At 65.2% G+C, this 24,123-nt stretch carries 23 protein-coding genes; 4 read left to right on the top strand and 19 right to left on the bottom strand.

What is annotated here, in order from left to right:
- Nucleotides 1–2: 2 nt before the first annotated feature.
- The 8 genes from OKW44_RS20365 to OKW44_RS20400 form a co-directional block, all read right to left on the bottom strand.
- Complete coding sequence (locus OKW44_RS20365) at nucleotides 3–1,163, bottom strand: glycosyltransferase family 4 protein (RefSeq protein WP_018418027.1); 1,161 nt, start codon at nucleotides 1,161–1,163, stop codon at nucleotides 3–5.
- A complete protein-coding gene (locus tag OKW44_RS20370; RefSeq protein WP_018418028.1) occupies nucleotides 1,160–2,101 on the bottom strand; it encodes a glycosyltransferase family 2 protein in 942 nt (313 codons plus the stop codon). The genes OKW44_RS20365 and OKW44_RS20370 overlap by 4 nt, the downstream gene beginning before the upstream one ends.
- A 56-nt stretch (nucleotides 2,102–2,157) precedes the next feature.
- Nucleotides 2,158–4,356, bottom strand: coding sequence for a polysaccharide biosynthesis tyrosine autokinase (locus OKW44_RS20375; protein WP_018418029.1), 2,199 nt, complete (start codon nucleotides 4,354–4,356; stop codon nucleotides 2,158–2,160).
- 136 nt (nucleotides 4,357–4,492) lie between these two features.
- The gene (locus OKW44_RS20380; protein ID WP_018418030.1) at nucleotides 4,493–5,698 is read right to left on the bottom strand and encodes a polysaccharide biosynthesis/export family protein; all 1,206 of its coding nucleotides are present in this window, start codon (nucleotides 5,696–5,698) and stop codon (nucleotides 4,493–4,495) included.
- On the bottom strand, nucleotides 5,692–6,147 hold the full coding sequence (locus OKW44_RS20385) for an arsenate reductase/protein-tyrosine-phosphatase family protein (RefSeq protein ID WP_018418031.1): 456 nt from the start codon (nucleotides 6,145–6,147) through the stop codon (nucleotides 5,692–5,694). Before OKW44_RS20385 ends, OKW44_RS20380 begins: the two co-directional genes overlap by 7 nt.
- 33 nt (nucleotides 6,148–6,180) lie before the next feature.
- Nucleotides 6,181–7,626 carry a UDP-glucose dehydrogenase family protein gene (locus tag OKW44_RS20390; RefSeq protein ID WP_018418032.1) on the bottom strand — a complete coding sequence of 482 codons (1,446 nt, stop codon included), beginning with the start codon at nucleotides 7,624–7,626 and terminating at the stop codon, nucleotides 6,181–6,183.
- Nucleotides 7,627–7,706: 80 nt separating this feature from the next.
- Nucleotides 7,707–9,104 carry an undecaprenyl-phosphate glucose phosphotransferase gene (locus OKW44_RS20395; protein WP_018418033.1) on the bottom strand — a complete coding sequence of 466 codons (1,398 nt, stop codon included), beginning with the start codon at nucleotides 9,102–9,104 and terminating at the stop codon, nucleotides 7,707–7,709.
- Nucleotides 9,105–9,367: 263 nt separating this feature from the next.
- The gene (locus OKW44_RS20400; protein ID WP_280783610.1) at nucleotides 9,368–9,712 is read right to left on the bottom strand and encodes a hypothetical protein; all 345 of its coding nucleotides are present in this window, start codon (nucleotides 9,710–9,712) and stop codon (nucleotides 9,368–9,370) included.
- Between OKW44_RS20400 and OKW44_RS20405 the strand changes: the two genes are divergently transcribed.
- Nucleotides 9,711–11,270 (top strand): mannose-1-phosphate guanylyltransferase/mannose-6-phosphate isomerase, encoded by a 1,560-nt coding sequence (locus tag OKW44_RS20405; RefSeq protein WP_026225385.1) that lies wholly within the window; start codon nucleotides 9,711–9,713, stop codon nucleotides 11,268–11,270. The genes OKW44_RS20400 and OKW44_RS20405 overlap by 2 nt on opposite strands.
- 69 nt (nucleotides 11,271–11,339) lie before the next feature.
- Here the strand turns inward: OKW44_RS20405 and OKW44_RS20410 are convergent, their stop codons facing one another.
- The 3 genes from OKW44_RS20410 to OKW44_RS20420 form a co-directional block, all read right to left on the bottom strand.
- Complete coding sequence (locus OKW44_RS20410) at nucleotides 11,340–12,536, bottom strand: DUF6566 family protein (protein WP_018418035.1); 1,197 nt, start codon at nucleotides 12,534–12,536, stop codon at nucleotides 11,340–11,342.
- Between the two features lie 578 nt (nucleotides 12,537–13,114).
- Complete coding sequence (locus OKW44_RS20415; protein WP_018418036.1) at nucleotides 13,115–13,414, bottom strand: YciI-like protein; 300 nt, start codon at nucleotides 13,412–13,414, stop codon at nucleotides 13,115–13,117.
- Between the two features lie 151 nt (nucleotides 13,415–13,565).
- On the bottom strand, nucleotides 13,566–13,847 hold the full coding sequence (locus OKW44_RS20420) for a hypothetical protein (RefSeq protein WP_162633891.1): 282 nt from the start codon (nucleotides 13,845–13,847) through the stop codon (nucleotides 13,566–13,568).
- 17 nt (nucleotides 13,848–13,864) lie between these two features.
- Between OKW44_RS20420 and OKW44_RS20425 the strand changes: the two genes are divergently transcribed.
- The 3 genes from OKW44_RS20425 (at nucleotide 13,865) to OKW44_RS20435 (ending at nucleotide 15,809) form a co-directional block, all read left to right on the top strand.
- A complete protein-coding gene (locus OKW44_RS20425) occupies nucleotides 13,865–14,164 on the top strand; it encodes a PsiF family protein (RefSeq protein WP_018418037.1) in 300 nt (99 codons plus the stop codon).
- A gap of 221 nt (nucleotides 14,165–14,385) precedes the next feature.
- Nucleotides 14,386–14,835: a hypothetical protein gene (locus OKW44_RS20430; protein WP_026225386.1), complete on the top strand. Its 450-nt coding sequence runs from the start codon at nucleotides 14,386–14,388 to the stop codon at nucleotides 14,833–14,835.
- Nucleotides 14,836–15,221: 386 nt separating this feature from the next.
- Nucleotides 15,222–15,809, top strand: a complete 588-nt coding sequence (locus tag OKW44_RS20435; RefSeq protein WP_026225387.1) for a BPSL1445 family SYLF domain-containing lipoprotein — start codon at nucleotides 15,222–15,224, stop codon at nucleotides 15,807–15,809.
- Nucleotides 15,810–16,016: 207 nt separating this feature from the next.
- Here the strand turns inward: OKW44_RS20435 and OKW44_RS20440 are convergent, their stop codons facing one another.
- From OKW44_RS20440 to OKW44_RS20475, 8 genes are all read right to left on the bottom strand, one after another.
- Complete coding sequence (locus OKW44_RS20440; protein ID WP_018418041.1) at nucleotides 16,017–17,084, bottom strand: glycosyltransferase family 4 protein; 1,068 nt, start codon at nucleotides 17,082–17,084, stop codon at nucleotides 16,017–16,019.
- 256 nt (nucleotides 17,085–17,340) lie between these two features.
- On the bottom strand, nucleotides 17,341–18,753 hold the full coding sequence (otsA, locus tag OKW44_RS20445; RefSeq protein WP_018418042.1) for an alpha,alpha-trehalose-phosphate synthase (UDP-forming): 1,413 nt from the start codon (nucleotides 18,751–18,753) through the stop codon (nucleotides 17,341–17,343).
- A 159-nt stretch (nucleotides 18,754–18,912) separates the two neighbouring features.
- Nucleotides 18,913–20,136, bottom strand: coding sequence for a mechanosensitive ion channel family protein (locus tag OKW44_RS20450; protein ID WP_018418043.1), 1,224 nt, complete (start codon nucleotides 20,134–20,136; stop codon nucleotides 18,913–18,915).
- Nucleotides 20,137–20,255: 119 nt separating this feature from the next.
- Nucleotides 20,256–20,612, bottom strand: a complete 357-nt coding sequence (locus OKW44_RS20455; RefSeq protein WP_018418044.1) for a Rap1a/Tai family immunity protein — start codon at nucleotides 20,610–20,612, stop codon at nucleotides 20,256–20,258.
- A gap of 213 nt (nucleotides 20,613–20,825) precedes the next feature.
- The gene (locus tag OKW44_RS20460) at nucleotides 20,826–21,557 is read right to left on the bottom strand and encodes an ankyrin repeat domain-containing protein (RefSeq protein ID WP_018418046.1); all 732 of its coding nucleotides are present in this window, start codon (nucleotides 21,555–21,557) and stop codon (nucleotides 20,826–20,828) included.
- 52 nt (nucleotides 21,558–21,609) lie between these two features.
- Nucleotides 21,610–22,401, bottom strand: coding sequence for a TatD family hydrolase (locus tag OKW44_RS20465; RefSeq protein ID WP_018418047.1), 792 nt, complete (start codon nucleotides 22,399–22,401; stop codon nucleotides 21,610–21,612).
- A gap of 93 nt (nucleotides 22,402–22,494) precedes the next feature.
- Nucleotides 22,495–23,010 carry a GNAT family N-acetyltransferase gene (locus OKW44_RS20470; RefSeq protein ID WP_018418048.1) on the bottom strand — a complete coding sequence of 172 codons (516 nt, stop codon included), beginning with the start codon at nucleotides 23,008–23,010 and terminating at the stop codon, nucleotides 22,495–22,497.
- Between the two features lie 48 nt (nucleotides 23,011–23,058).
- Nucleotides 23,059–24,093: a DNA polymerase III subunit delta' gene (locus OKW44_RS20475; protein ID WP_018418049.1), complete on the bottom strand. Its 1,035-nt coding sequence runs from the start codon at nucleotides 24,091–24,093 to the stop codon at nucleotides 23,059–23,061.
- Nucleotides 24,094–24,123 lie beyond the last annotated feature (30 nt).

The following is a 24,123-nucleotide window of genomic DNA, read 5'->3' on the forward strand; positions in this document are numbered from 1 at the left end:
GCTTATAGGCCTCCGCGCGATTCGCGCGCGGGTGCGGCGGGCTGCGCATGCGTGGCCGCGCCGGCGTGCGCGCTCGCCTGCCCGCGCGCGCTCAGCATCTCGCGCGTGATCCGCACGTGCTGCATCGCGTAGTGCTGGGTGGTCAGATCGCGCGCGAGCAGACCGGCCGCGGCTGCCTGCGCCTGGCGCAGTGCCTCGGTGGGCGCCGCGGCGAGGCGGTCGACCGCGGCGCGCAGCGCCTCTGGATTGAACGGCGGCACGTAGGCGGCTTCGTCGGCGGGGAAATAGTCGCGCAGCGCGCCGACGTCGGTCGCGACCATCGGCTTGCCGACCGCCGCCGCTTCGAGCATCACCGTGATACCCGACGCGTGCGAGTTCGGCCGCAGCGGCACGACGATCACGTCGGCCCAGTCGTACAGCTCGTGCTGCTTTTTGATGCCGGAAAACAGCGCGATCTCGACATTCGACGCGCGCAGCGACGCGGGAATGCGCCGCCGCGTCGCGAGCTTCACCGTGTAGCGCGGATCGCTGCCGAACGCCTTGATCAGCGTCTCCCAGTCGCGGTCGCGATCGTTGCCGATCGCCGCGATGCGCAGCGGCGTGCGCGGCGTCCAGTGCGTCGGCGGGGTGACCGGAAAGTCCCGCGTGTTCAGGCCGTACAGCAGCGGCGTCGCGTCGCGATGAAAATAGTCCCGGCACAACCCGGCGTTTTCGCTCGCGAGCGTGGTCAGCCGATCCGCCCGCGTCATCAGCTTGCGATACAACCAGCTGCGCACGATGCCGTACGACGGCCACTTGTCGAACAGCCACACGCTTTGCGCGAGCAGCAGCGGCGACGCGCCCGGCCCCGCCTTGCGCCCGCACAGCCGCAGCATCAGCGCGGCGGACAGCCATTCCTGCTCGGTATGCGTCCAGATCACGTCCGAGCGCAGCATCTCCGCCCGATTGCGCCACGTATGGATGAAATCGAAGCCGAGCGCGGCCTTCAGCGCGCGCCGTACGAGCCGCACGGGCCGGCTTTCGCGCGCGTCCTGCGAATAAGTCAGCGCGAACGCTTCGGACTGCGCATGGTGATAACCGTACAGGCAGCCGATATCGTCGCCCTTGCGATAAAAACGCGGATCGGCGCCGTAAAAGAGATGAACGTGAACCTTCGTGCTCATGCGGACACTCCGCTCTTCGACAGCGCGCGCCGCGCCTCATGGGCGCCTGCGCGAACCTCGCGCCAGCGCGACAGCCTCAACTGCGCCTGCTTCGACAGCAGAGCGAGCGCCGCATGGGTGAGGCCCGGATAAAGCCGTGTGCCGACCAGCGTCCACCACCACCACGCGGCTTCCCGGCGCAGCGGCGGCAACTGGTCGCGCAGGATCAGATGGAAGTTGAACGCGGCGTTGCGCAGCGCGGCCATCGTCTGCGCGTCGCGTTTGTCGTCGTCGAAACGCTCGGCCGGGAAATGATCGACCGCGATCTGCGGGTCGTACACGAGCTTCCAGCCCGCGTTTTTCACCGCGAGGCTGAACGCCATGTCGTTGTGCACCTGCGCGCCCGCGCCGCGCAGACGCGCGTCGAAGCGGATCGTGCGCACCGCTTCGCGCCGGTAGCTCATGTTGGCGCCCTTCAGGATGTCGACCTCGCGCGCCGCACCGACACCCAGATGATGATTGCCGATGATCTTGCCGTGCGCGGTCACCTTGCCGACCAGCGGCCGCTCGCCGTCGAGCACGCGGCCTTTTTCGTGCACCCAGTCGCGCCCGCCCAGCGCGCCGAGGCGCGCATCGGCTTCGAACGCGGCCGCGATGCGCTCGACCCAGTCGCGACGCGGCGCGGCGTCGTCGTCGGTGATCGCAATCACTTCACCGCTCGCGGCGTCGAGCCCGCGATTCAGTGCCGCGACCTGGCCGGGTATGTCCACCGGCGCGATCACGAGCGGCAGGCGGCCGCCCGTGGACGGATCGCGCAGGCACGCATGCGTCGCGTCGTCGTCGACGCGCGCGACCACGATCACTTCGTCGGGCGCGCGCGATTGCCGTTCGAGCGCCGCGAGGCAGCGCGCCAGATCGGCCGGGCGGCGATAAGTCGGTACCAGTACCGTCAGTTTCATCGTGATGTCCTCTGTTCCTGTCGTGCAGAAGTCGGTGCTGGGCTGCGGAGTCCGCGTCACGTGCTCAGGTACGCCTGAGTCGCCGCGTAGCCGCGGTCGTAGCCGCCCCGCGAGCGCGCCGGCATGCCGTTGAAGATGCCGCCCTGCACGTGGACGCCCGCCGAGCGCAGGCGTTTCAGCGCATCGGCCAGCTCGAGCTCGCTGTGCATGCCCGAGCGCATCACGAAGAACGTCGAGCCCGCATACGCGCCGATGATCGACGCATCGGTCACCGCGAGCACCGGCGGCGTGTCGATCAGGATCACGTCGTAGCGTTTCGCGAGGCCGTCGAGATACTGCGGCAGACGCGGCGACATCAGCAGCTCGGAGGGATTCGGCGGACGGCGGCCGCACGAAATGAAGCTGAGGCCTTCGATGCTCGAACCGCGAATCGCCTCCTCCAGCGAGATCTGGCCGCTCAGCAACTCGGACATGCCGTTCTCCTGCATGCCGCCGACCTGACGTTCGAGCGTGCCGCGCCGCATGTCGCCGTCGATCAGCAGCACGCGCTTGCCCGAATGCGCGAGCAGCATCGCAAGGTTCACGCTGAGGAAGCTCTTGCCGACGCCGGCCATCGGCCCCGTCAGCATGACGATGCGGTTGCGCGCGTCCATCAGCGTGAACTGCATCGCGGTGCGCAGGCTGCGCAGACTTTCGATCGTCACGTCCTTCGGCCGCGCGTTCGCAAGCACCGGACGCAGCCGTTCGCCGCCCCGTGCATAGCTGTTTTCGAGCTGCACCTGCTCGGCGCTTTGCGGCACGAGGCCGAACACCGGCAGATGGAACGCGCGCTCGACGTGATCGGGGTCGTCGATGCCCTTGAACAGATTGCGGCGCAGGAACACGAAACCGGTGCCCGCGATCAGCCCGAGAATTACGGCCGCGGAGATGATCAGCATCTTCTTTGGCTTGACCGGCGCGCCGGGGCGCAGGGCGGCGTCGACGATATGGACGTTGCCGCCGGTGCCCGCCTTCTGCACCGACAGCTCCTGCACGCGATTGAGCAGCAGCACGTAGATGTCTTCAGCGACCTTCGCGTCGCGCTGCAACTGCACGGCCTTCACTTCGGTGGCCGGCAGATCGCGGAAACGGTCCGCGTATTTGGTGCGCTCCGCCTGCAATTCGGCCATCTGCTGACGCGCCGCGACGAGCGTCGGATGGTCGTCGCCGTAGCGCTCGGCGAGCTGCGTCATCTGCAGACGCAACGCGGCGATCTGCTGCTCGTATTGCACGCTGCCTTCGAGGTAGACCTTCGCCTCGTCGCTCGCGTTGATCGAGCCGGACTGACGTTGATAGGCGGTCAGCGCGGCCTCGGCGCGTTCGAGGTCGGCCTTCAGGCGCGGCTCCTCGCTCTTCAGGAAGTCGAGCATCTTGCTCGCGTCGGCCTGCTTGTTCGACACATGCTCGCGCAGATACGACTGCGCGAGCGCATTGGCGACGAGCGCCGCATGCTCGGGACTCTTGTCCTCCAGCGAGATCTGGATCACGCCGGTCTGCTTGCCCTGCTCCTGCACCGTGATCGCCGACTGGAACGCGGTGATCGCATCGAGATCGTTCGAGCGCACGATGGTGAACTCCTGCCCGGGGCGCGCGATCAGCGTGTTGACGACCATCGTCACGCCCCCGCCCTGCGCCTGCTGCCCGACCTGGCCGCGCAGCAGCAGCGAGCCGTTGGGCGCGAACAGTTCATAGTGCTGCGCGTCGATCACGCGCAGCAGCAGCTTCTCGCCTTCGAGCGACGGCGTCACGTCGATCGAATCGACGTCGACTTTTTCTCCGCCCCATGCGTAGGACGTGAGCCCCAGCCACGCGCGCGCGGGCTGGCCCGGCGTCGCGAGGCGCGCGGCGATGCTGCCGAGCAGCGGGATCGTCTTCGGCGTAACGCTGAAGTTCAGCTTCAGCTGCTGCACGACCGGCGCGACCACGCCACGGCTCTTGATGATTTCGATCTCGGCGTCGGTCGGCAGCGACGTCGAGCCGCTGGTGATCGCGGCGCCGGTCTGCGTTTGCGTGAGCGCCTGCGACATGCTGTCGGACTGCTCGACGCGCACGTGCGCATCGGCCGAATAAGTCGGCCTGGCGAGGTAGCAGTATGCGACCGCCATCGCGACGATGATCGCGGTGATCGCGAGCAGCCACCAGATGTCGTCGAGGATCACCTGCACCAGTTGTCCGAGGACGACGTCTTCTTCTTCGGTCTTGATTGGACCAGCCATGTGTGGAGAGAGTTGATTGCTCACTGTTCCATCCCGTGTCGTTGGCTTCGGCTTTCGCGTCAGCGGTACTGCTGCTTTCGTTGCGCGTCCCGCACCGCCCGGACAACAGCGGCGCGGGACGTTACAGCCCAAACGTTCAGCGCGTCAGTTGCTTCAGATAGAACAGCGTCTGCACGCTCGGCAGCACCTGCTGCAACACACGGTTGAACGTGGTCGACGCGGCGGTGCCCACGTACACGACGTCGAGCGGCTGCAACTGGAACTGCGAGGACAGCATGATCGAGTCCGGCTGCGTCATGTCGAGGCGGAACACCTCGGGCGTGGTCGGATGCTCGCGCATGCCGCGCATCACGTAGATCTGGCGCGGATTGGCGTCGGTGTTGAGGATGCCGCCCCCTTGCGTGAGCGCGTCGGCGATCGTCATGCGGCCGCGCGCGATCGGCACCTGGATCGGCGTCTTCACTTCGCCCAGCACGAAGATGCGGCTGTCGGTGCGGTCCGGCACGTTGACCACGTCGCCGTTCTGCAGCATCACGTCCTGCGTGGTATCGCCCTGATCGAGCATGCGATCGGCATTGAGCACATAGAGCTTGTGGTTGCGCGTGAGTCGCACGCGCTGGATGTCGGCGTCCGGGTTCGTGCCGCCCGAGCGCGTGATCGCGTCGACCAGCGTCAGCGGCACGTCGCTGACCGCGAGCGGTCCCGGCTGCTTCACTTCGCCCGTGACCTGCACCTTCTTGCCGCGATACGACAGCACGCGCACGTCGACCTGCGGATTGCGGATATATGGCACGAGGCGCGCGGCGAGCTGATCGCGCAGCTCGGTCGTGGTCTTGCCCGCGGCCTGGATGCGGCCGACGAACGGGAAAAAGATCGTGCCGTCGGCGGCGATGGTCTGGCCGTACGGATCGGCCTGGCCCGGCAGCGCGGCCGTATACGGCTGCTGCAACGCACCCGCGATCGTCTGCGTGGTATTGCCGCCCGAGGACAAGGTACTGCCCTGCGGCGTGGTCAGCTCGGGGTGATCCCACACGGTGATGCCGAGAATGTCCTGCGGCGCGAGGTGGTACACGTACAGCGAAGGATCGGACAGCGCCGACGGCGGCAACGGCTGGGTTTTCGCGGCGGCGGCTTGCGCCTGCGCCATGATCAGGTTCGCGTCGATCAGATGGACCGGATAGGTTTCGCTCGGCGCCTGATCGTTGTCCTTGAGCCGCGACGTGTCGAGGTAATTGCCCGGTGCGGTCGCGCAGGCCGACAGAAAGGACGTCAGCAGAAGTGAGGCGGCGAGCTTCGTGCGCAAGCTCGCGAATGAGTTTTCGATGCGGGGTTTCTTCAGCATATTTTTTTCAGCCATCCCATGACCAGATGTTCGATGAGCACGAGACTCTCCCTGTATTCGTCTTCCGCGCCGCCGTGCGGATCGGCGACGTCCGAATCGGCTTCCCACTTGCCGAGCGGATAGACCTTGCCGCGCGCGGACGGATCGAGCGCTTCGACCTCGCTCACCTGCGCGCGCTCGGTCACCAGCACGAGATCGGCCGCGCGCACGAGCGAGCGCTCGAGGCGCCGCGCGTGGTGAACGCCGGCCGCGACGCCGCGCTCTTCGAGCAGGCGCCGCATCACCGGGTCCATGCCGTGGCCGTTCACCGCACGAATGCCCGCCGAATGAAACGCGATAGGCGCGCCCCCCGAGCGCGGCGCGCGCGCCTGGCTCGCCTTGAACAGCATCTCGGCGGCGGGCGAGCGGCACACGTTGGCGTGGCACACGATCAGAACGTTGTCGAACATGGCGGACTCTCTCGCGCGGCGATCGCGGTGGTCTCAGCGGCCGGAGGCTGCCGTCGCGGCGAGGTCCGCCGCCTGCATCGAACCTTTCGCGCCGACACGCGCGGGCGCATTGCGCAACGCATGCCGCCGGCCGATCGCGTGATACTCGATGCCGAGTTCGAGCAGCACGTCCGGCTCGTACAGATTGCGGCCATCGAAAATCAACGGCGTCTTCAGCATGCGCTTCAGCGCATCGAAATCCGGACTCTTGAAGACCTTCCATTCGGTCAGGATCACGAGCGCATCGACGCCGCTCGCCGCTTCCATCTCTTCACTCACGAACGAAAGTCGCGCATGCTGCTGCGGCACGTCCTTCAGATCGAGCGCGAGCACGCGCTTCGCTTCGTCGATCGAGACCGGGTCGTAGGCCTTCACGCGCGCGCCGCGGCCCAGCAGCCCGGCGATCAGCTCGCGGCTCGGCGCCGCGCGCATGTCGTCGGTGTTCGGCTTGAATGCGAGACCCCAGACGCCGAACGTGCGGTCCGACAGATCCTCGCCGAGACGCGCGACGATCTTCTGCGCGAGGATCTGCTTCTGCGCATCGTTGACCGCTTCCACCGCTTCGAGAATGCGCAGGTTCGCGTTGTGATCGGCCGCGGTGCGGATCAGCGCCTGCACGTCCTTCGGAAAACAGGAACCGCCATAGCCGCAACCCGCGTAGAGGAAGTCATAGCCGATGCGCGGATCGGAACCGATGCCGCGGCGCACCGCCTCGATATCCGCGCCGACGCGATCGGCCAGATTCGCGAGCTCGTTCATGTACGAGATGCGCGTCGCGAGCATTGCATTGGCCGCGTACTTGGTGAATTCGGCCGAACGCACGTCCATATACAGCGTACGCTCGCGATTGCGATTGAACGGCGCATACAGGCGCTTCATCAGTTCGCGCGCCTTTTCGCCGGGCACGTCCTCGTCGCAGCCGAGCACGATGCGATCGGGCCGCGTGAAGTCTTCGACGGCCGCGCCCTCCTTCAGGAACTCCGGATTCGACACGACCGAGAACATCTGCTCGACGCCGCGCGCGGCCAGCTCGGCGGCGACTACTTCGCGCACGCGCGAGGCGGTGCCGACCGGCACCGTCGATTTGTCGACAATCACCTTGAAGCGGTTCATATGGCGGCCGATGTTGCGCGCCGCCGCGAGCACGTATTGCAGATCGGCGGAACCGTCCTCGTCGGCCGGCGTGCCGACCGCGATGAACTGGATGTCGCCGTGCGCGACCGCGGCCTCGACGTCGGTGGAGAACGTCAGGCGCTTCGCGCGGCGATTGCGCGCGATGATTTCCTGCAGCCCCGGCTCATGGATCGGCACGCCGCCGTTGTTGAGCACGTCGATCTTGCGCGCGTCGACGTCGAGACAGAACACGTCGTGGCCGATGTCGGCCAGACACGCGCCGGTCACGAGGCCGACATAGCCGCTACCGATGATCGTCAGGTTCATGGATTGCACCTCGGTAAAAAAGTTGATTCAGGAATGCGCTCGCGCGATGCGTGGCATCGGCGCGGCCCGGCGCCCCGCGTTCAATAGGCGTTGCTGCCCGCGAAGCCCTTCCACAGCGTCAGCACGACGATCTTGATGTCGAGCCAGAAGGTCCAGTGCTGCATGTAGTACAGATCGAGCTTTACGCGGCCCATCATCTTTTCGATGCGATCGGTTTCGCCGCGATAACCGTTGATCTGCGCCCAGCCGGTAATGCCCGGCTTGATCCGGTAGCGGTACATGTAGCCCTTCACCAGATCCTTGTAGATGTCGTCGTGTTCGAGCGCATGCGGACGCGGACCTACCACCGACATCTCGCCGCGCAGCACATTGATGAACTGCGGCAGCTCGTCGAGGCTGGTGCGGCGCAGGAACGCACCGACCGCGGTGATGCGTGGATCGCGCCGCGTCGCCTGGGTGATCTTGCCGGCCGTTTCCTTGTGGACCTTCATCGAGCGGAACTTGAAGATCTCGAACTCGCGGCCGTCGATGCCCTTGCGCCGCTGGCGGAAGAACACCGGTCCCGGCGAGCTGAGCTTCACCATCAGCGCGATCGCGAGCATCAGCGGCGCGAGCGCGGTCAGCGCGCCCAGCGCGAACACACTGTCGAACACGCGTTTGGGCAGCACGCGCAGATCGGTGATCGGCGAGGCGGCCAGATTGATCGCGGGCACGCCGAGCAGCTCGACCATCGGCTGATTGAACAGCGTCAGGCTGCCGACGTCGGGGATGAAGCGGATGTTCACGAAGTCGTTGCGCAGATCCATCACGAAGCGATGGATCGCCTTCTCCTTCGAGATCGGCAGCGCGAGCCACAGCTCGCGGATCGCGCGCTGCCGTACCAGTTCGATCATGCGCTGATAGTCGCGCTCGACCGGCACGCCCGCGACCGCGTGCGCCGCGTCCGGGTCTTCGTAAGGATTGATCGTGCCGTCCTCGTCGAACACGACGACGGGCTTGAAGCCAGCTTCGGGACGGCCGAGCATCTGTTCGATCAGGAAGCGGCCGTACGGCGCGCCGCCGACGATCGCGACCGCGCGCTGATTGAAGCCCTCGCGGCGCAGCCCGCGCAGGATCGAATAGACGATCACCTTCGTGACGATCAGCAGCACGATCGACGCGAGCGCCCAGTAGACGAGCCACAGCCGCGACAGGCTGTCGGCGCGGTGCACGCTGAAGCTGATCAGCACGCCGGTCACTTCGACCATCAGCCAGCCGCCCGTGACGCGCGACAGCAGATCGTAGAGCGGCTTGCCTCGCCACGACTGATAGATGCCGAGCGCCGGGAAGAACACCACCACGAGCAGGCAGCCGAACGCAAGCGACACGCTTTGCATATCGTCGAGCCATACCACTCTGCCGCTGTGCACGCCCGCCGCCAGCACCGCGGCGAGCGCGACCATGGCGATGTCGATGATTCTCGCTAGAACGCTCAGCATGCGCCACCCCTCTGTTCGTCAGTCAAGTGCGATCCGTCGGTTGGTTGAAATGGCTGTTGCATGCGGGTTTCATCATTGCGCTTTTTTATTTCCGATCTGCCCCGGCGGCGCGATTGGACTGAATGAGGCTGAATGGCCTGACCGAAAAATCCGAATGCGAATGAGTGAATACCCTTGTTCATACCTCAATAAAGCGGTATTAAAATTCCAACGACAAGACCGCAAAAAATCTCAAATTGTATCGGTCAAAATTTCGGCATTTTTTATGCGTTTTGTGCGGCAATTGTTGCCGCAATTCGGCCCGACAGAAGGTTTCGGGCAGCCCATTCGGACGCTTTCACATAGAAGCTTTCGCTTTGCCAACAGTCATGGCGGGAATCTCGGGCCCCACTCGCGCTGTCATTCTTGCGCATCATTAAGCGAAAAAAATGCTTGCTGATTTTTTTCAGGTAATTTTTATTTTTAATAAATCGGCGAGACATTTTTTGTTGAATCTCGAATAAATTCGACGCGCCTTTTATCGGAATTGTATTTAACGCGCTTTTATTGATTCGCGACTTCGTGATAAAACTCGACGCATTCATCCAGCCTCGAGGAGAGTTCACCATGACAGCTCCGGCCCCGGTCACGCCTGCCGGCACCCGGCCCACCCCCGCCCAATCGCCCATGCCCTCAACCGCAACCAGCGTCCAGCTGAAGGTTCATCCCGTGATTCTCGCGGGCGGCTCGGGCACCCGGCTGTGGCCGATGTCGCGCGAGCAGCATCCGAAGCAGCTGATCGGCCTGCTCGGCGAAGAGTCGCTGCTGCAATCGACGACCCGCCGTCTCGATGGGCTCGAAACCGGTTATCCGATTGCCGGCCAGCTCGTGGTCGTCGCCAACGAAGAACAGCGCTTCACGACGGCCGAACAACTGCGCACGAGCGCCAGGCCGAGCCGGCTGATACTCGAACCCGTGGGCCGTGACACCGCGCCCGCGTTGACGGTGGCCGCGTTGTCCGTCGCCGCGCAGGACGAAGACGGCATCATGGTCGTGATGCCCGCCGATCACGCGGTCACCGACAGCGCAGGATTTCACGCGGCGGTCGCCGCCGGCGTTCAGCATGCGGCCGCTGGCCATATCGTCACCATGGGAATCGTGCCGACGCGTGCCGAAACCGGCTACGGCTATATCCGCATCGGCGCGCCGCTCGGTTCTGACGATGTGCAGACCGAAGCAGCGGCTCGCCCCGTCGCGCATCGCCTCGACCGTTTCGTCGAAAAGCCGCATCTGGAACTCGCGCAGCACTATGTCGAATCACGCGAATACTGGTGGAACAGCGGTATTTTCATCGTGCGCGCATCCACGTGGCTCAAAGCGATCCGCCATTTTCAGCCGGCCATTTACGAAGCATGCGAATCGGCCCTCGCGGGCAGCACGGCGGACGGCGACTTCTTCCGGCTGCAACGCGATGCGTTCAGCGGCTCGCCGTCGAATTCGATCGACTACGCGGTGATGGAAAAGCTCGGCGCCGATCAGAGCATCGCGTCGGGCGTGGTCGTGCCGCTTACGGCCGGCTGGTCCGACGTCGGTTCGTGGGACGCGATCTGGGACATCAGCGAGAAGGACCCCGATCGGAACGTGAGCCGCGGCCGCGTGATGTTCGAAGGCGCGAACTCCACCTTCGCGCATTCGGAAGGACGACTGATTGCCTGCGTCGGCACGCAGGATCTCGTCGTCGTCGAGACCGCCGATGCGATTCTGGTCGCCGACAAGTCACGCGTGCAGGACGTCAAGAAGATCGTCAACCGGATTCGCGAGGATGGCGGGCTCGAAGCGGCCAATCATCGCAAGGTGCATCGGCCGTGGGGCAACTACGATTCCGTCGACACCGGCGAGCGCTTCCAGGTCAAGCGGATCGTCGTGAAGCCGGGCGCGCGGTTGTCGCTGCAGATGCATCATCATCGCGCGGAGCACTGGATCGTCGTGCGCGGCACCGCGCTCGTCACGCGCGGCGACGAACGCTTTATCGTGTCCGAAAACGAGTCGGCCTATATTCCGCTCGGCGTTACGCATCGCCTCGAAAACCCGGGCAAGATGCCGCTCGAAATGATCGAGGTGCAGTCGGGTTCGTACCTCGGCGAAGATGATATCGTGCGCTTCGACGATACGTACGGAAGGCAATGAGGCGCGAGCGGTCGCAATGACGAAGCGGGAACCTGCGGCGGCGCAAAGCAGCCGCGGGGACCGGCGGGCTCATCCCACGTATGAGATGAGTTCTTTGTAGGTTGCGGAAAAGCGCTCCGCGGTGCCGCTGTCGGTCGTCACCGTGGGCGTACTTGCCCCGCTCGCGGTCGCGGTCGCGGTGTCCGACGGATTGCGGCGCAGCGGCCCGCGCAATGCATTCAGTGATGGCTTCAGCGGCCCGTGCAACGGCGCGCCGTGATTGCCCGGGTGATTCGCGATGCCATTGACCGACGCCGGTTCCGGCGCATGACGCAGGCCTGGCAACGAACGGTCCGCAGACCGCTGCGCAAGGTTCGCCGACGCGGGCGCGGCCGTTGCGTGGACCATCATCGTGGCCGCCGCGTCGGTCGCGCATTCGCGATCGATCCACTGACGCGCCCAGTCGAGCGCGAACTGCTGTGCGTGCTGCGCATCCGCGAAGCGCGGGCCGACGAGGCCGGAGCGCTCGACGCGCTTGCCGTCCCTGATGATCTCCGCCCACCCGCGATACATCGCATTCGGCACTTCCTCGACCACCACGTAGATCAGATAACCGCGCGAATCGGCGACTTGCATGCCGCGAGGGGCGAGGCACATCGTCAGCGACGAGATCGGGTCGTCGGCCGCGATGGGCTCGACCGTGCCGGACGCGGCCGGTTCGACGCGCATCTCCGCCGCCGTCGCGGACGTCGCCACTGCGGACGTCGCGAACGCCGATGTCGCCACCGCGCTCGCCGGCGCAAGCCCCGACAATTGCCGCGTGATGTCGCCGATCGGATCGGCCGTACGCCATTGGCTCAGCGCGCTCCCGACGCCGGGCGCCTGCCACGAGTCGGGACTCTTCCAAGACACGCCGCGCAGATTATTGTCTTCGCGCGGGCTCGGGGTTTGCGCAACCGGTGCCGCGGGTCTGGCCGTAACGGGCGGCGCCGGTTGGGGAATGTACGCGAACGTGCGCCCGCTTTGCGACAGCAGGCGGACCATCTCCAGCAGTGTGCCGTTCAGTTGCCACTCTTCGAAGCGGCGGCGGCAGGTGGGACCCGACGGATAGCGGCCCGGCAGCTTCGACCACGGCTCGCCGGTGGTCAGGATCCACAGCACCGCATTCGTCACGATGCGCGGTTCGGCGCGCGGCCGGCCGCGCCGGTTCAGACGGACGGCCGGCTCGTCGGAGACGAGCGGCGCAAGCAGCGCCCATTCGTCGTTGTTTAGCTCATCGAAAAACATTGGATTTTCTCCACGCGGCCTGGCCTGGCCGCGGCGTTGGGCCTGCCACGGATTCTCAACGTTCACGACCCGTGTGCGACCCTCGGTTGCACAAATTTGTTTGGTCCGTTCGGCTCGCTGGAGCAGCCCGCCCACACGTGGTGCGGCTCTTCCCTATTACGAAGCACAAAACGCGGTCTCACTCGTGCATGGGAAAATTTGTGCACGAAGCATACCATTCCAATCTTTGCATGAGTACAGTTGAGACAAGTGTTACGGATAGAAACAATCTTGTCCGTTTCGCTGCGTCGATTCTCGTATTGCCGTAACAGAAGATGCTGCTTATCCGGCATCTGATCTGTCTATTGCAAAGCACAATACCGCATGATCGATCAGAATGGGCTTTAGAAATGTAATTGCCGATCCAGCATGCATTTTTATGCGCTTTGATGGTTGATGTGAACATCGGTTTCGAGCGTCGGCGAAGGACTGTGACGCGCCCGCGCGGTGACATGGAGGCAACGGGAGGCGCGCACGCGGCCGCCGCGCATGCGCGGAGTTCGAGGCGTAACAGAAGCGACGCGGTCGCTTCGAAGCCGTTACGGGCGCACTGGTTTCGATGCGTGCTCGCCGACGACCGTGGTCCATTCGCGCACGCGCCAACGCGTGACCAGTCCGGAGAGCACGTACGGATCGGCTGTGGCAAAGGCCTCCGCGACCGCAGGCGACGCGCCGGTGAAGAGCAGCACCGCACCGTCCGTGGGTTCCGCGAGCGCGCCGGCCAGCAGCAGTTCGCCGCGCTCGGCGGCGGCCCATGCGAGTTTCAGATGCGCGTCGCGGTGCTCGCCGCGCCGCTCCAGATAGTCGGGTACCAACTCGTACATCAACAGGTAATGCATGGTAAGTCTCCTCGCGAGGTTGAGGGTTGGCAGGGAGCGGCATGCGCCGGAGCGCAGTTGAGGATAACGGCGACCACCGAATTTCATGCCTATTTTTTATTCAGTTGCATTCGCAGCAATATGAAAATTACCATTGCCTATTAACCATAGATCAAAATAGCGGAAACCGGAATTTCGTTTCAATAAGCTTGAAATAATCGCCCCGGGCAATCTGCATTGCATGACAAAATTCGCGCTCTCGTTCATTCGATTGTTTCAAACGCCGCAGCGCCGGTTGCGCCTCGCTGCTCAGGGAAAACGAGCGCGGACCGCTGTCAACCGGAATGCATTTTGAGCCGTTCTGGCAGAGACGGCATTTGCCATAATGGATGCGCCGATGGGCCCATGGATGCCGTCGTCGCCCGCGCGCATGAACGACCAGAAACGTTTTCACCACCGATGGAGTGTCCCATGAAGATCCAATCCGCTATCGCTACGCTGGTGTTGGGCGCGGTACTCGTATCACCGGCGTTTGCGCAGAACAGCCAGCAAACCAAGATGGCCGACTGCAACAAGCAGGCCGGCGACAAGAAAGGCGACGCGCGCAAGGCGTTCATGCAAACCTGTCTTTCCGCGAAGCCGGCCGCCGCCGCACCGATGAGCCAGCAGGACAAGATGAAGGTGTGCAACAAGCAGGCGGCCGACAAGAAGGGCGACGACCGCAAGGCCTTCATGAAGACCTGCCTGTCCTCCTCAGCGCCGGCCAACTGAGCGGCAGGCGTAGCCGTCCCCCACGCCGGCGCCCTCCGATCGACGCGGCGCCGGCGCATCGTTGTGCCCATGCGGCGCTCCGATCGAGTCCCCACGCCGCAACGCACCGTTTTCTTCTATGATGGCTGCGGAGACGGCCCACCCTCACTCATATAGAACCAATCAACTACGCGGGCCGCCATCTTGTCGTTGGTGCTACTGAGCATCGATCGGAGGCAAGGATGGTATCGAAGCACAAAAACCGCTGGTTAAGGCGGTGGTTGCTGGTCATCATATTCTGGGCCGTGCCTGTGGCGATCGTCGCGGTCAACGAGATCCGAGAGGAAATGTCGTACAACGCGGTCGATCTCGACCGCGCGCTGACCACCTGGAATTTCACCGCCGCGCAGCGCGCCGCCGGGGCGCCCGCGCATTGCCATGGCAAGCCCGACGAGGCCAAGGCGGCCGGCTGCCCGGCCGACGTGCTGGCCGCCAACGCGCCGCGCCAGCAGGACGCGATCAACGAATACAGCGTGCGCCGCTCGACGCTATTCGCCTATCTGTGGCACGCGTTCGTCGGCTATTGGATCGTGCCGGCGGCTATCCTGTTCGCGATCGGCGCGATCATCGGCATGGTGCGCCGCGCGCTGCGGCGCCCGCCGGCGGTCAAGAGTCCGGCGAATCACGGGTGAGCGGCGGCCGCGCCGCTTGCACTTCGCCGCAATTTGCTGCGCCGACACAACACTCTCACTGCCATGTCGATGGGCCGCCGCGCGAGACGAAAATCGGTAAAAAACGGCGCATCGTGCGGCCGCGCCGAAGCGTCTCCACAATCGCCGCGGCTCGGGCGCTGTTCCGCGTCGCCCCTCAGATCGTCGCTCGACGCGTGCTCCGAAGTCGCGCGCAAGACCGGTCAAATTTACTGTGAAGATCTCTTGCGATCAGGCCCAAACCCTTGTCCCATAAGGCTTTTCGCGTTGTCACGCAACGCGCCTTTTGCACCAGCCTGTGTTATAACTCAAAGGCAACCAGGCGACACCACCACGGTTGCGCCCCGGATCCATGACGGAGAAAAACGATGCAAAGACGACACTTCATGTTGAAGACGACCGCTGCGCTTGCTTTCGGAGGCCTTGCACTCGCCGGCTGCACGACGACGGGCAACACGCCGGACAATGCTCATGTCGACGCCTCGAAACGACAGTCGATCGACGCCAGCGTCGATGGCACGCTGTCCAAGCTATTCACGACCGTGCCGGGCTCGCGCGAGCTGGTGTCGAAGGCGCGCGGCGTGCTGGTGTTCCCGTCGGTGCTGCAGGCGGGCTTGATCGTCGGCGGCCAGTATGGCGAAGGCGCATTGCGGGTGGGCGGCGCGACGGTCGGCTATTACAGCACCGCGTCGGGCTCGTTCGGCCTGCAGGCGGGCGCGCAGTCGAAGGCGATCATCTTCCTGTTCATGACGCAGGATTCGCTCGACAAATTCCGCAACGCGAACGGCTGGTCGGCCGGCGTCGATGCATCGGTCGCGCTCGTGAAGATCGGCGCGAATGGCGCCGTCGACACGACCACGGCCACCGCGCCGGTGCAGGTTTTCGTGTTGACGAACGCGGGCCTGATGGGCGACGTCTCGCTGCAAGGCACGAAGGTCACGCGGCTGAAGATCTGAGCGCGCTCATCGGCGCGCTTCACTGATCACTTGCGCGCGCATCGCGGCGAAGGCCGCGCGGTGGACCCTGTGCGGGTCGTCGCGCGGTCTTTTTGTTTTGTATGCCGATGCCGACGCTCGGGAACGGAAAAACTCGCGCGCAAAAAAAACGGCGCCGCGCATCGCGCACCGCCGTCCTTCGCTTCGACACGTCCCAATGATCCCGCGTCAACGGCCCGACGAATCGACCACTTTGAACCTCGAGCGCTTCTGTGCGCGAATCACCAACTGATAGGCCTCCACATACTCACGCGCCATCCGGTGCGACGTGAAGCGCTCCTCGAAACGCCGCCGCACGCCCGCGCGCGACACCTTGTCCAGCCGGTTCACGGCCGCCACCGCGCCGATCTCGTCCTCCACGATGAACCCGGTCACGCCCTCTTCGAGCACTTCGGGCACCGAGCCGCGGTTGAACGCGATCACCGGCGTGCCGCAAGCCATCGCCTCGATCATCACCAGACCGAACGGCTCCGGCCAGTCGATCGGAAACAGCAGCGCATGCGCGCCCGACAGAAACTCGGCCTTCTGATGATCGGCAATCTCGCCGATGTACTCGACGTACGGCAGATCGAGCAACGGCCGGATATCGCGCTCGAAGTACTCGCGGTCGGCCGCATCGACCTTGGCGGCGATACGGATCGGCATGCCGCAGCGGCCCGCGATGCGGATCGCCGTATCGACGCGCTTTTCCGGCGAAATCCGGCCGAGAAACGCGAGGTACTTCTGCTCGACCGGTTGCGGCGTATAGAGCTGCGCCGGCAGGCCGTGATAGACGGTGGTGAGCCAGCGCGCCTGCGGCAGCGGATGACGCTGAGCGTTCGAAATGGAGATCACGGGCGCGGTGTTGAACGTGTCGAACACCGGCTGCTGCTCGGGCAGATCGAGCCGGCCGTGCATCGTCGTGACGAACGGCGTGTCCTGCCGCTTGAATACCGAGAACGAGTAGTAGTCGAGGTGGAAATGCAGCACGTCGAACTCTTCGGCCTGGCGGCGCACGAGTTCCATCAACAGCATATGCGGCGCGATGCGGTCGCGAATGCCCGGATCGAGCCGCAGCGCGCGCGGCCACACCGCTTCGAGCTTCGCGCTCGTGACGGAGTCGCCGCTTGCGAACAGCGTCACGTCGTGGCCCTGCTCGACCAGCGCTTCGGTGATGTACGACACGACGCGCTCCGTGCCGCCGTAGAGCTTCGGCGGCACCGATTCGGTCAGCGGGGCGATCTGCGCAATCTTCATATTGTGTCTCCGTGAGCCGGCGGCTGGCGCGCAATCGCGATGCCGTCGGCGACGCCGAGTATGACAGCGCCATGACGTCGGAACAATGCGCGCGGTCCCTAAGCGTCGCATGCATCGTCGCTAAGGGAATTATTCCCTGGCCTCTGTCGAAAAGCCGCAGGTCTTGCAATTGCTCGGTGCTGTTACAAGCGGCTTACATCCGGTGACACGCGGCCGCGCGCCGGCTTGCGCGGGCTTTGGGGCCGTCGCCGCCCCGTCATTTGTGGCCGCCGCCCTCGCCCGACCCGCGCACGGGCACGCTGCGCAAATCCCTGAGGAAGCTGTCGCGCCACACCCCGAGATCGTTCTCACGCAGCGCGGCCATGTTGATTTCGTGACGCCGCTGGCGAGCGTCGAGCGGCATTTGCAGCGCGCGTTGCAAGGCCTCGCACATGCCGATCGCATCGTGCGGATTGACGAGCAGCGCGCCAGAGAGCTCGGCGGCCGCGCCCGCGAAAATCGACAGCACGAGCACGCCGGGATCGTCGGGATTCTGCGCGGCCACGTACTCCTTCGCGACGAGGTTCATGCCGTCGTGCAGCGGCGTGACGAAGCCGATCTGCGACTCCCGAAACAGCGACATCAGCTTCCAGCGGTCGTACTGCTGGTTCAGATAGCGGATCGGCGTGTAGTCGAGCCCCGAGTAGCGGCCGTTGATGCGCCCGGCCTCGTATTCGAGATCCTGGCGGATCTTCTGATAGGTCGCGACGTCCGAGCGCGTAGGCGGCGCGATCTGCACGAGCGTGACGTTGCCGCGCCATTCGGGCGAGCGTTCGAGCAGCAACTCGAACGCGCGAAAGCGCTCGACCAGTCCCTTCGAATAGTCGAGCCGGTCGACGCTCATGATCAGCTTGCGCCCCTCGAGGCTTTGCTTCAGCTCGAGCACGTGCTGGCGGCTTTCGTAGCGCTTGGCCTGCTCGGCGATTTCGTCGGGGAATACGCCGATCCGGTAGACGCCGGTGCGCAGCTTGCGCCCGAACGCCTCGACGATGCCGTCCGCACTCACCGTGCCGCGCGCGTGACGCGTCACGTAATCGTGGAATGCCTGCTGGTCGGTGGCGGTCTGGAAGCCGAGCAGGTCGTAGCACGACAGCGACTTCACCAGTTCCTCGTGCGGCGGAATGTTGAGCAGGATCTGCGGCGCGGGAAACGGAATATGCAGGAAGAAACCGATGCGGTTCGTCACGCCCTCGCTGCGCAGCGCCTCGGCAAACGGGATCAGATGGTAGTCGTGAATCCAGATGATGTCGTCGGGTTCGAGCAGCTTGACCAGCTTGTGAGCGAGCCACGCGTTGACGCGCCGGTAGCCCGCGTACTCCTCGCGCTCGTAGCGCGCGAGGTCGTTGCGGTAGTGGAATACCGGCCACAGCGTCGCGTTCGAGAAGCCGCGGTAGTACTGGTCGTAGTCCTTGCGCGTGAGGCCGACGGTTGCGAAGGTCACCGCGCCGTCCTGCTGGAGCATCGGCCCCGCGTTGGCGACCGTTTCGCTGACTACGTCGCCGCTCCAGCCGAACCAGACGCCACCTGCATCCTTCAGCGCGCCGAAGACGCCGACCGCGAGTCCACCCGCCGATCCCTTGGTCTCCGTCGGCGTCGCGACCCGATTCGACACGACGATCAATCGGCCCATAGTGCATGTCCTCCGTCATTCTTGCGATGCGATGCGATGCGCCGCGACGCCTGAGCAGTCGTGGCGCGCCCGTTAATAGCAATCGGCGTGCCCGCGCATCGCCGGGCTTGCCGAGGGCGGTCGCCAGTCGCCACGCGCGACGCGATCCGCAACGCCCGGCTAAGCCTGCTCCTTAGCCTTCTGCGCGACCTCGCCCGCGCCAGTGCGGTCGATGCGGTTCGCCACCGGATCGGCTTCGGTATGCGCGGCGGTGCTGCCGGCTGGCGTCTGGCGGCTGCGCGGCAGCCAGTCGCTCGGGCCAGCGCCACCGGTCTCCAGCTCCGCCGACACCTCGGCACGCGCCCGCGGCAGGTATTCCGGGTAATGCCGATGAACGAAATCGAGCAGCCCTTCGCGCACACGGCAGCGCAGATCCCACGCAAGGCCGGAATCGGGCGCGCTGACGAGCGCGCGCAACTGCATCGCGCGCTCGGTGCAGTCCGTCACCTGCAGTACCTGCACGCGGCGGTCCCACTCGGGCGCGTTCTCGACGATGCGGGCGAGCTCCTCGCGCAGCGGCGCGAGCGGCATCCGGTAATCGACGAACAGGAACACGGTGCCGATGATCTGCGAGCTGCTGCGGGTCCAGTTCGAGAACGGATTTTCGATAAACCATTGCAGCGGCACGATCAGACGGCGCTGGTCCCACAACCGCACCGACACGTACGTGCCGGTGATCTCCTCGATGCGCCCCCACTCGTTCTGGATCACGACGACGTCGTCGAGGCGGATCGGTTGCGACAGCGCGATCTGCAAACCGGCGATCAGGTTGCCGAGCACCGGCCGCGCCGCGATACCGGCGACCAGACCGGCGACACCGGCCGACGCCAGCAGGCTCGCTCCGATCTGCCGCACGTTGGGCAAGGTCATCAGCGCACCGCCGACACCGATGATCACGATCACGATCATCACCGAGCGCGCGAGCACGCGCGCCTGCGTATGGATGCGGCGCGCCTGCAGGTTATCGGAGGAATCGAGCGGATGGGCGCGGATGATCGCTTCGCCGATCGCCGCGGCCGAGCGCACCGACAGCCACGTCAGCGCGGCGATCAGCGCGATGCCGGTGATGTCGCGCACCGGTTCGATGAAATTGAGGGTGTCGGGCGCCTCGGACCAGACCCACGCGAACGCGAGGATCACGAGGGCGAACAGCGACGGCTTGTCGATGTAGCGCAGCACGACGCTCGTCAGCGCGTGCGGCCGCGCGAGACGCTTCACGACGCGCGCGCCGAAGCGGTGAATGCCGATCGCCACGATCGCCACGATGGCCGTCACGATCAGCGTGCCGAGCCACGTATGCAGCGGCGCGGCCGCCACGCGGTAGAAGTCGTCGATAGTAGGCATAACGGGCATCTTCCTCCGGGCTCGATGAGCGGCGGCGCGCCTGCGCGACTACTGACATCCGGGGCGCACGACGGCGCCTGGGTGTTACAACGGGTTCTTCGATGCCCCGCGGTTATCGATCAGCCGTCGCTCTTGCAGGGAAACGCCTTGCCGAGACCCAGCGAAATCGCCGTGCTTGCGTTGTAGCCCGCGGCGTTCGGGTTCTCGGCGATGTACTTGCGCACCGCGTCGGTCAACTGCGCCGAGCGCGCATCCGGCGGCAGGCAGAAGTACTGGCCGACGCGCGGACCGGTGGTGCCACCGATCGCGTCGATCGTGTTGAAGATGCCGTCGGCCGCGCCTTCGATGTAGGCCGCGCAGGCGCTACGCGAAGCCACGTCCGTCTTGGTGCACAGCTTGTTGAGGTCGCCTCCCGTAAACGCGGCTGCCGAAAGCGGCAAGGCAAGCGCGCCGGCGAAAATCAAAGCCCGCAGCATGGTGTTCCTTTCCAGGGTGGTTTATTCACGCGGTCTTTCTGCCGCGTCCGGACGGCGCGCTACGCGGCGCGCCAAAGTCGTCATTCTGCACTGTTTTACGCGGCGGCAGCAGGCCGGCTGCCGCGCGGCTCGGCCAAAACGGCTGCAAAGCGGCGCGGCATGGCGAGGCGCCTGACGCCTCGCGGGCGCACCGCGCCGCCTGCCGACAAAACGTCATTGCTTCTGCTGCTGCGTCTGCTGCATGCGCGCCGTGAGCCCTTCGACGACGTCCGGCTCCTTATAGGTCTTGGCGAAATCGAGCGCGGTCATACCGATCTGGTTTTTCACCGACAGGTCCGCGCCATTGTCGAGCAGCAGCTTGACGGTGGAAACGTGGCCGCCGCGCGCGGCCATCATCAGCGGCGTGGTGCCGTTCGGCGAGCCCGCGTCGACGTAGGCCGAGTGGTCGAGCAGCACCTTGACGATGTCGTCGTGGCCGTTCGCGGCCGCGTAGTGCAGCGGCGCCCAGCCCTTCTTGTTGACTTCGGCGTCCTTCGCGATCAGCAGATTGACGAAGTTCAGGTCGCCGACCAGCGACGCCATCATCAGCGCGTTTTCGCCGGCCTTGTCCTGAATCTCGATATCGGTCTTCGGATTCGCGAGCAACGCGGCCGCGACCTTGTCGGATTTCTCGCGCGCGGCGATCACGAGCAGCGGGATGCCCTGATTGTCGACGCTGTTCGGGTCCATGCCCTTCGCGAGCAGCTTGTTGACGCCGTCGACGTCGTCGAACTTGACCGACTTGATCAGCGAGTCGATCGGCGCCGCATGCGCGGGCACCGCGACGAGCGCCGCGCACGCGAGCGCGGCGGCGCACGCGAGACGGCGCGCCGGCGCGAGAGCCCGGGCGGCCGATCCGGCGGACAGCGGTTGGAAATCAGCGGACGACGTCGAAATTTTTTTCATATGGTACTTTAGGAAATCTTCCTATCCCTTTGATGTTACTCTGTTTTCTAGCTCAGACTCCGTCCGGCGCGGCGAGTCCGAACAGTCTGAAGAAGTTTTGCGTAGTGGCGGCGGCCAGCGCCTCGTCCGGCATCTCGCGCTGCTGCGCGATGAAGCGTCCGACATAACTGACGTACGCAGGTTCATTCGGTTTGCCGCGATACGGCACCGGCGCGAGATACGGCGAGTCGGTTTCGATCAGCAGACGGTCGAGCGGCACGCGACGCGCGACGTCCTGCACATCGGTCGCGCTCTTGAACGTGACGATGCCCGACAGCGAAATGTAAAAATTCTGCGCGAGCGCCTGCTCGGCGATGGCCCACGGTTCGGTGAAGCAATGCATGACGCCGCCCGGCACGCCGGCGCGCTCCTCGGCCATGATGCGCAACGTATCTTCCGACGACGAGCGGGTGTGAATGATCAACGGCTTGCTGGTCGCGTGCGCGGCGCGGATGTGCGTGCGAAAGCGCTCGCGCTGCCACTCCATGTCGGCGATCGAGCGGCCCTCGAGGCGGTAGTAATCGAGCCCGGTTTCGCCGATCGCGACGACCTTCGGGTGCCCGGCCAGCTCAACCAGCTCGGCTACGCTCGGCTCGCGCATGTGCTCGTGGTCCGGATGCACGCCGACCGACGCGTACACGTTGTCATAGCGGCTGGCGATGTCCAGCACCGACGGCAGCGTTTCAAGATCCACCGACACGCACAACGCGTGCGAGACCGAATGGCTGCGCATGTTTTCGAGCACTTGCGGCAGACGGTCCGCGAGTCCTTCGAAGTTGATGTGGCAGTGCGAATCGACAAACATGGTCAGGTCCTGCGAAAAAGGGGCTTGCGGCTGGGCGATGGCGTGGCCGGGGCCGCTTGGGACAGCTCAGGTAGCGCTGCTTGCGCAGCGTGCTCAACCGGCGTGCGCAAGACGCTTGCCAAGAATCACCAGATCGCGCTCGACGCCATCCAGCACCGCGACGCGCGGTAGCGTGCCCCATGCCTCGAAGCCGAAGCCGCGGAACAGCCGCACGCTCGCTTCATTGTGACCGAACACGAAGCCGAGCACCGTATCGATGCCTAGACCCGGTGCCGCGTCGAGCGACGCCGCCAGCAGTCGCTTGCCGAGTCCCTGGCCGCGCGCGCTTTCGTCGAGATAGATGCTGACTTCGGCGGTGCGCTGATAAGCCGGCCGGCCATAAAAATCGGAAAAGCTGAGCCACGCGATCACGCGGCCCGCCTGCTTCGGATCTTCGACCACCCACAGCGGCCGCTTCTGCGGGCCGTGCGCATGAAACCACCTATGCCGGCTTTCGACGCTGACCGGCTCGAGGTCCGCGGTGACCTGGCGCGACGGGATCGTCGAATTGTAGATGGAGACGATCGCGGGCAGATCGTCGAGCGTGGCGTCGCGGTAGAAGAGGCTCATGGCGGGTTGGCTTGAATGAAAAAGACGGAAGGCTGTCCGGCTGCGGGCTCACGCAAACAGCGCGCGATAGCCGATGAACAGTTCCTCGAACACGAGCCGCGCGTTCAACGGATGGTTCTCGACCGCGCGCTGGCGCGTGACGGTGCGCAGAAAACGCGCGAATGCATTGGCGTCGGCCTGGGTGGCGCAGCGGGTGAGTGCGGCTGACGCCTGCAGGAAATAGCGCGGCGCGCCGCCGGTGCGCTGCGCGAGCAGATCGTACATCCAGCGCTGCAGCCAGCCGAGCACGAGCGGCACCGGCAGCTTCTGCAAGGCCTCGCCGCATGCGAATGCGTCACACCCGGCGCCGGCCGCGAGCTGCTTGAGCGTCCAGTCGCGCAGCGGACGGTTTTCGTCGCTGGCGAGCGCGAGCGCGGCGAGCGGCGCGCCACCCGCCTCGGCGAGCAGCGCGCGGGCGTCGTCGACGCCTTGCGCGGCCAGCCATTGCGCGGCGGTGTCCGGCGCGGGCACGCTCATCGGCCACTGACGGCAGCGGCTGATGATGGTCGGCAGCAAACGGTCGACGCGCGCCGACACCATCAGGAACACGACGCCCGCGGGCGGCTCTTCCAGCGTCTTCAGCAACGCGTTGGCGGCCGCGACGTTGAGCGCCTCGGCCGGATACAGCACGACGACGCGCGCGCCGCCGCGATGCGAACCGACGCCGACGAAGTCGAGCAGACCGCGGATCTGTTCGATCTTGATTTCCTTGCTCGGCGTGCGGGTCTTCTTGCCTTCGTCGCCATCGGCTTTTTCGGCCTTGTCGTCGGCGCCGTTCGCGAGGCCGGCTTCGGCGGCGAGTGCCTCCGGCACGACGATGCGGTAGTCGGGATGATTGCCATGCGCGAACCAGTTGCAGGCCACGCACGCGCCGCACGGCTCGCCGTTCGGTTGCGGCGCCTCGCACAGCAGACCCTGCGCGAGGTGCTGCGCGAAACGCAGCTTGCCGATGCCCGCCTGGCCGTGCAGCAACAATGCGTGCGGCCAGTGGCCGTGCAGCTGCTGCAGGCGATTCCAGTCATCGGCTTGCCACGGATAGATCATCGTTTGTCTTTTTGAATCAATCGGTTGTTG

Origin of the sequence: Paraburkholderia lebeckiae (genome assembly GCF_050436325.1) — a bacterium.
Taxonomy (GTDB): domain Bacteria; phylum Pseudomonadota; class Gammaproteobacteria; order Burkholderiales; family Burkholderiaceae; genus Paraburkholderia; species Paraburkholderia tuberum.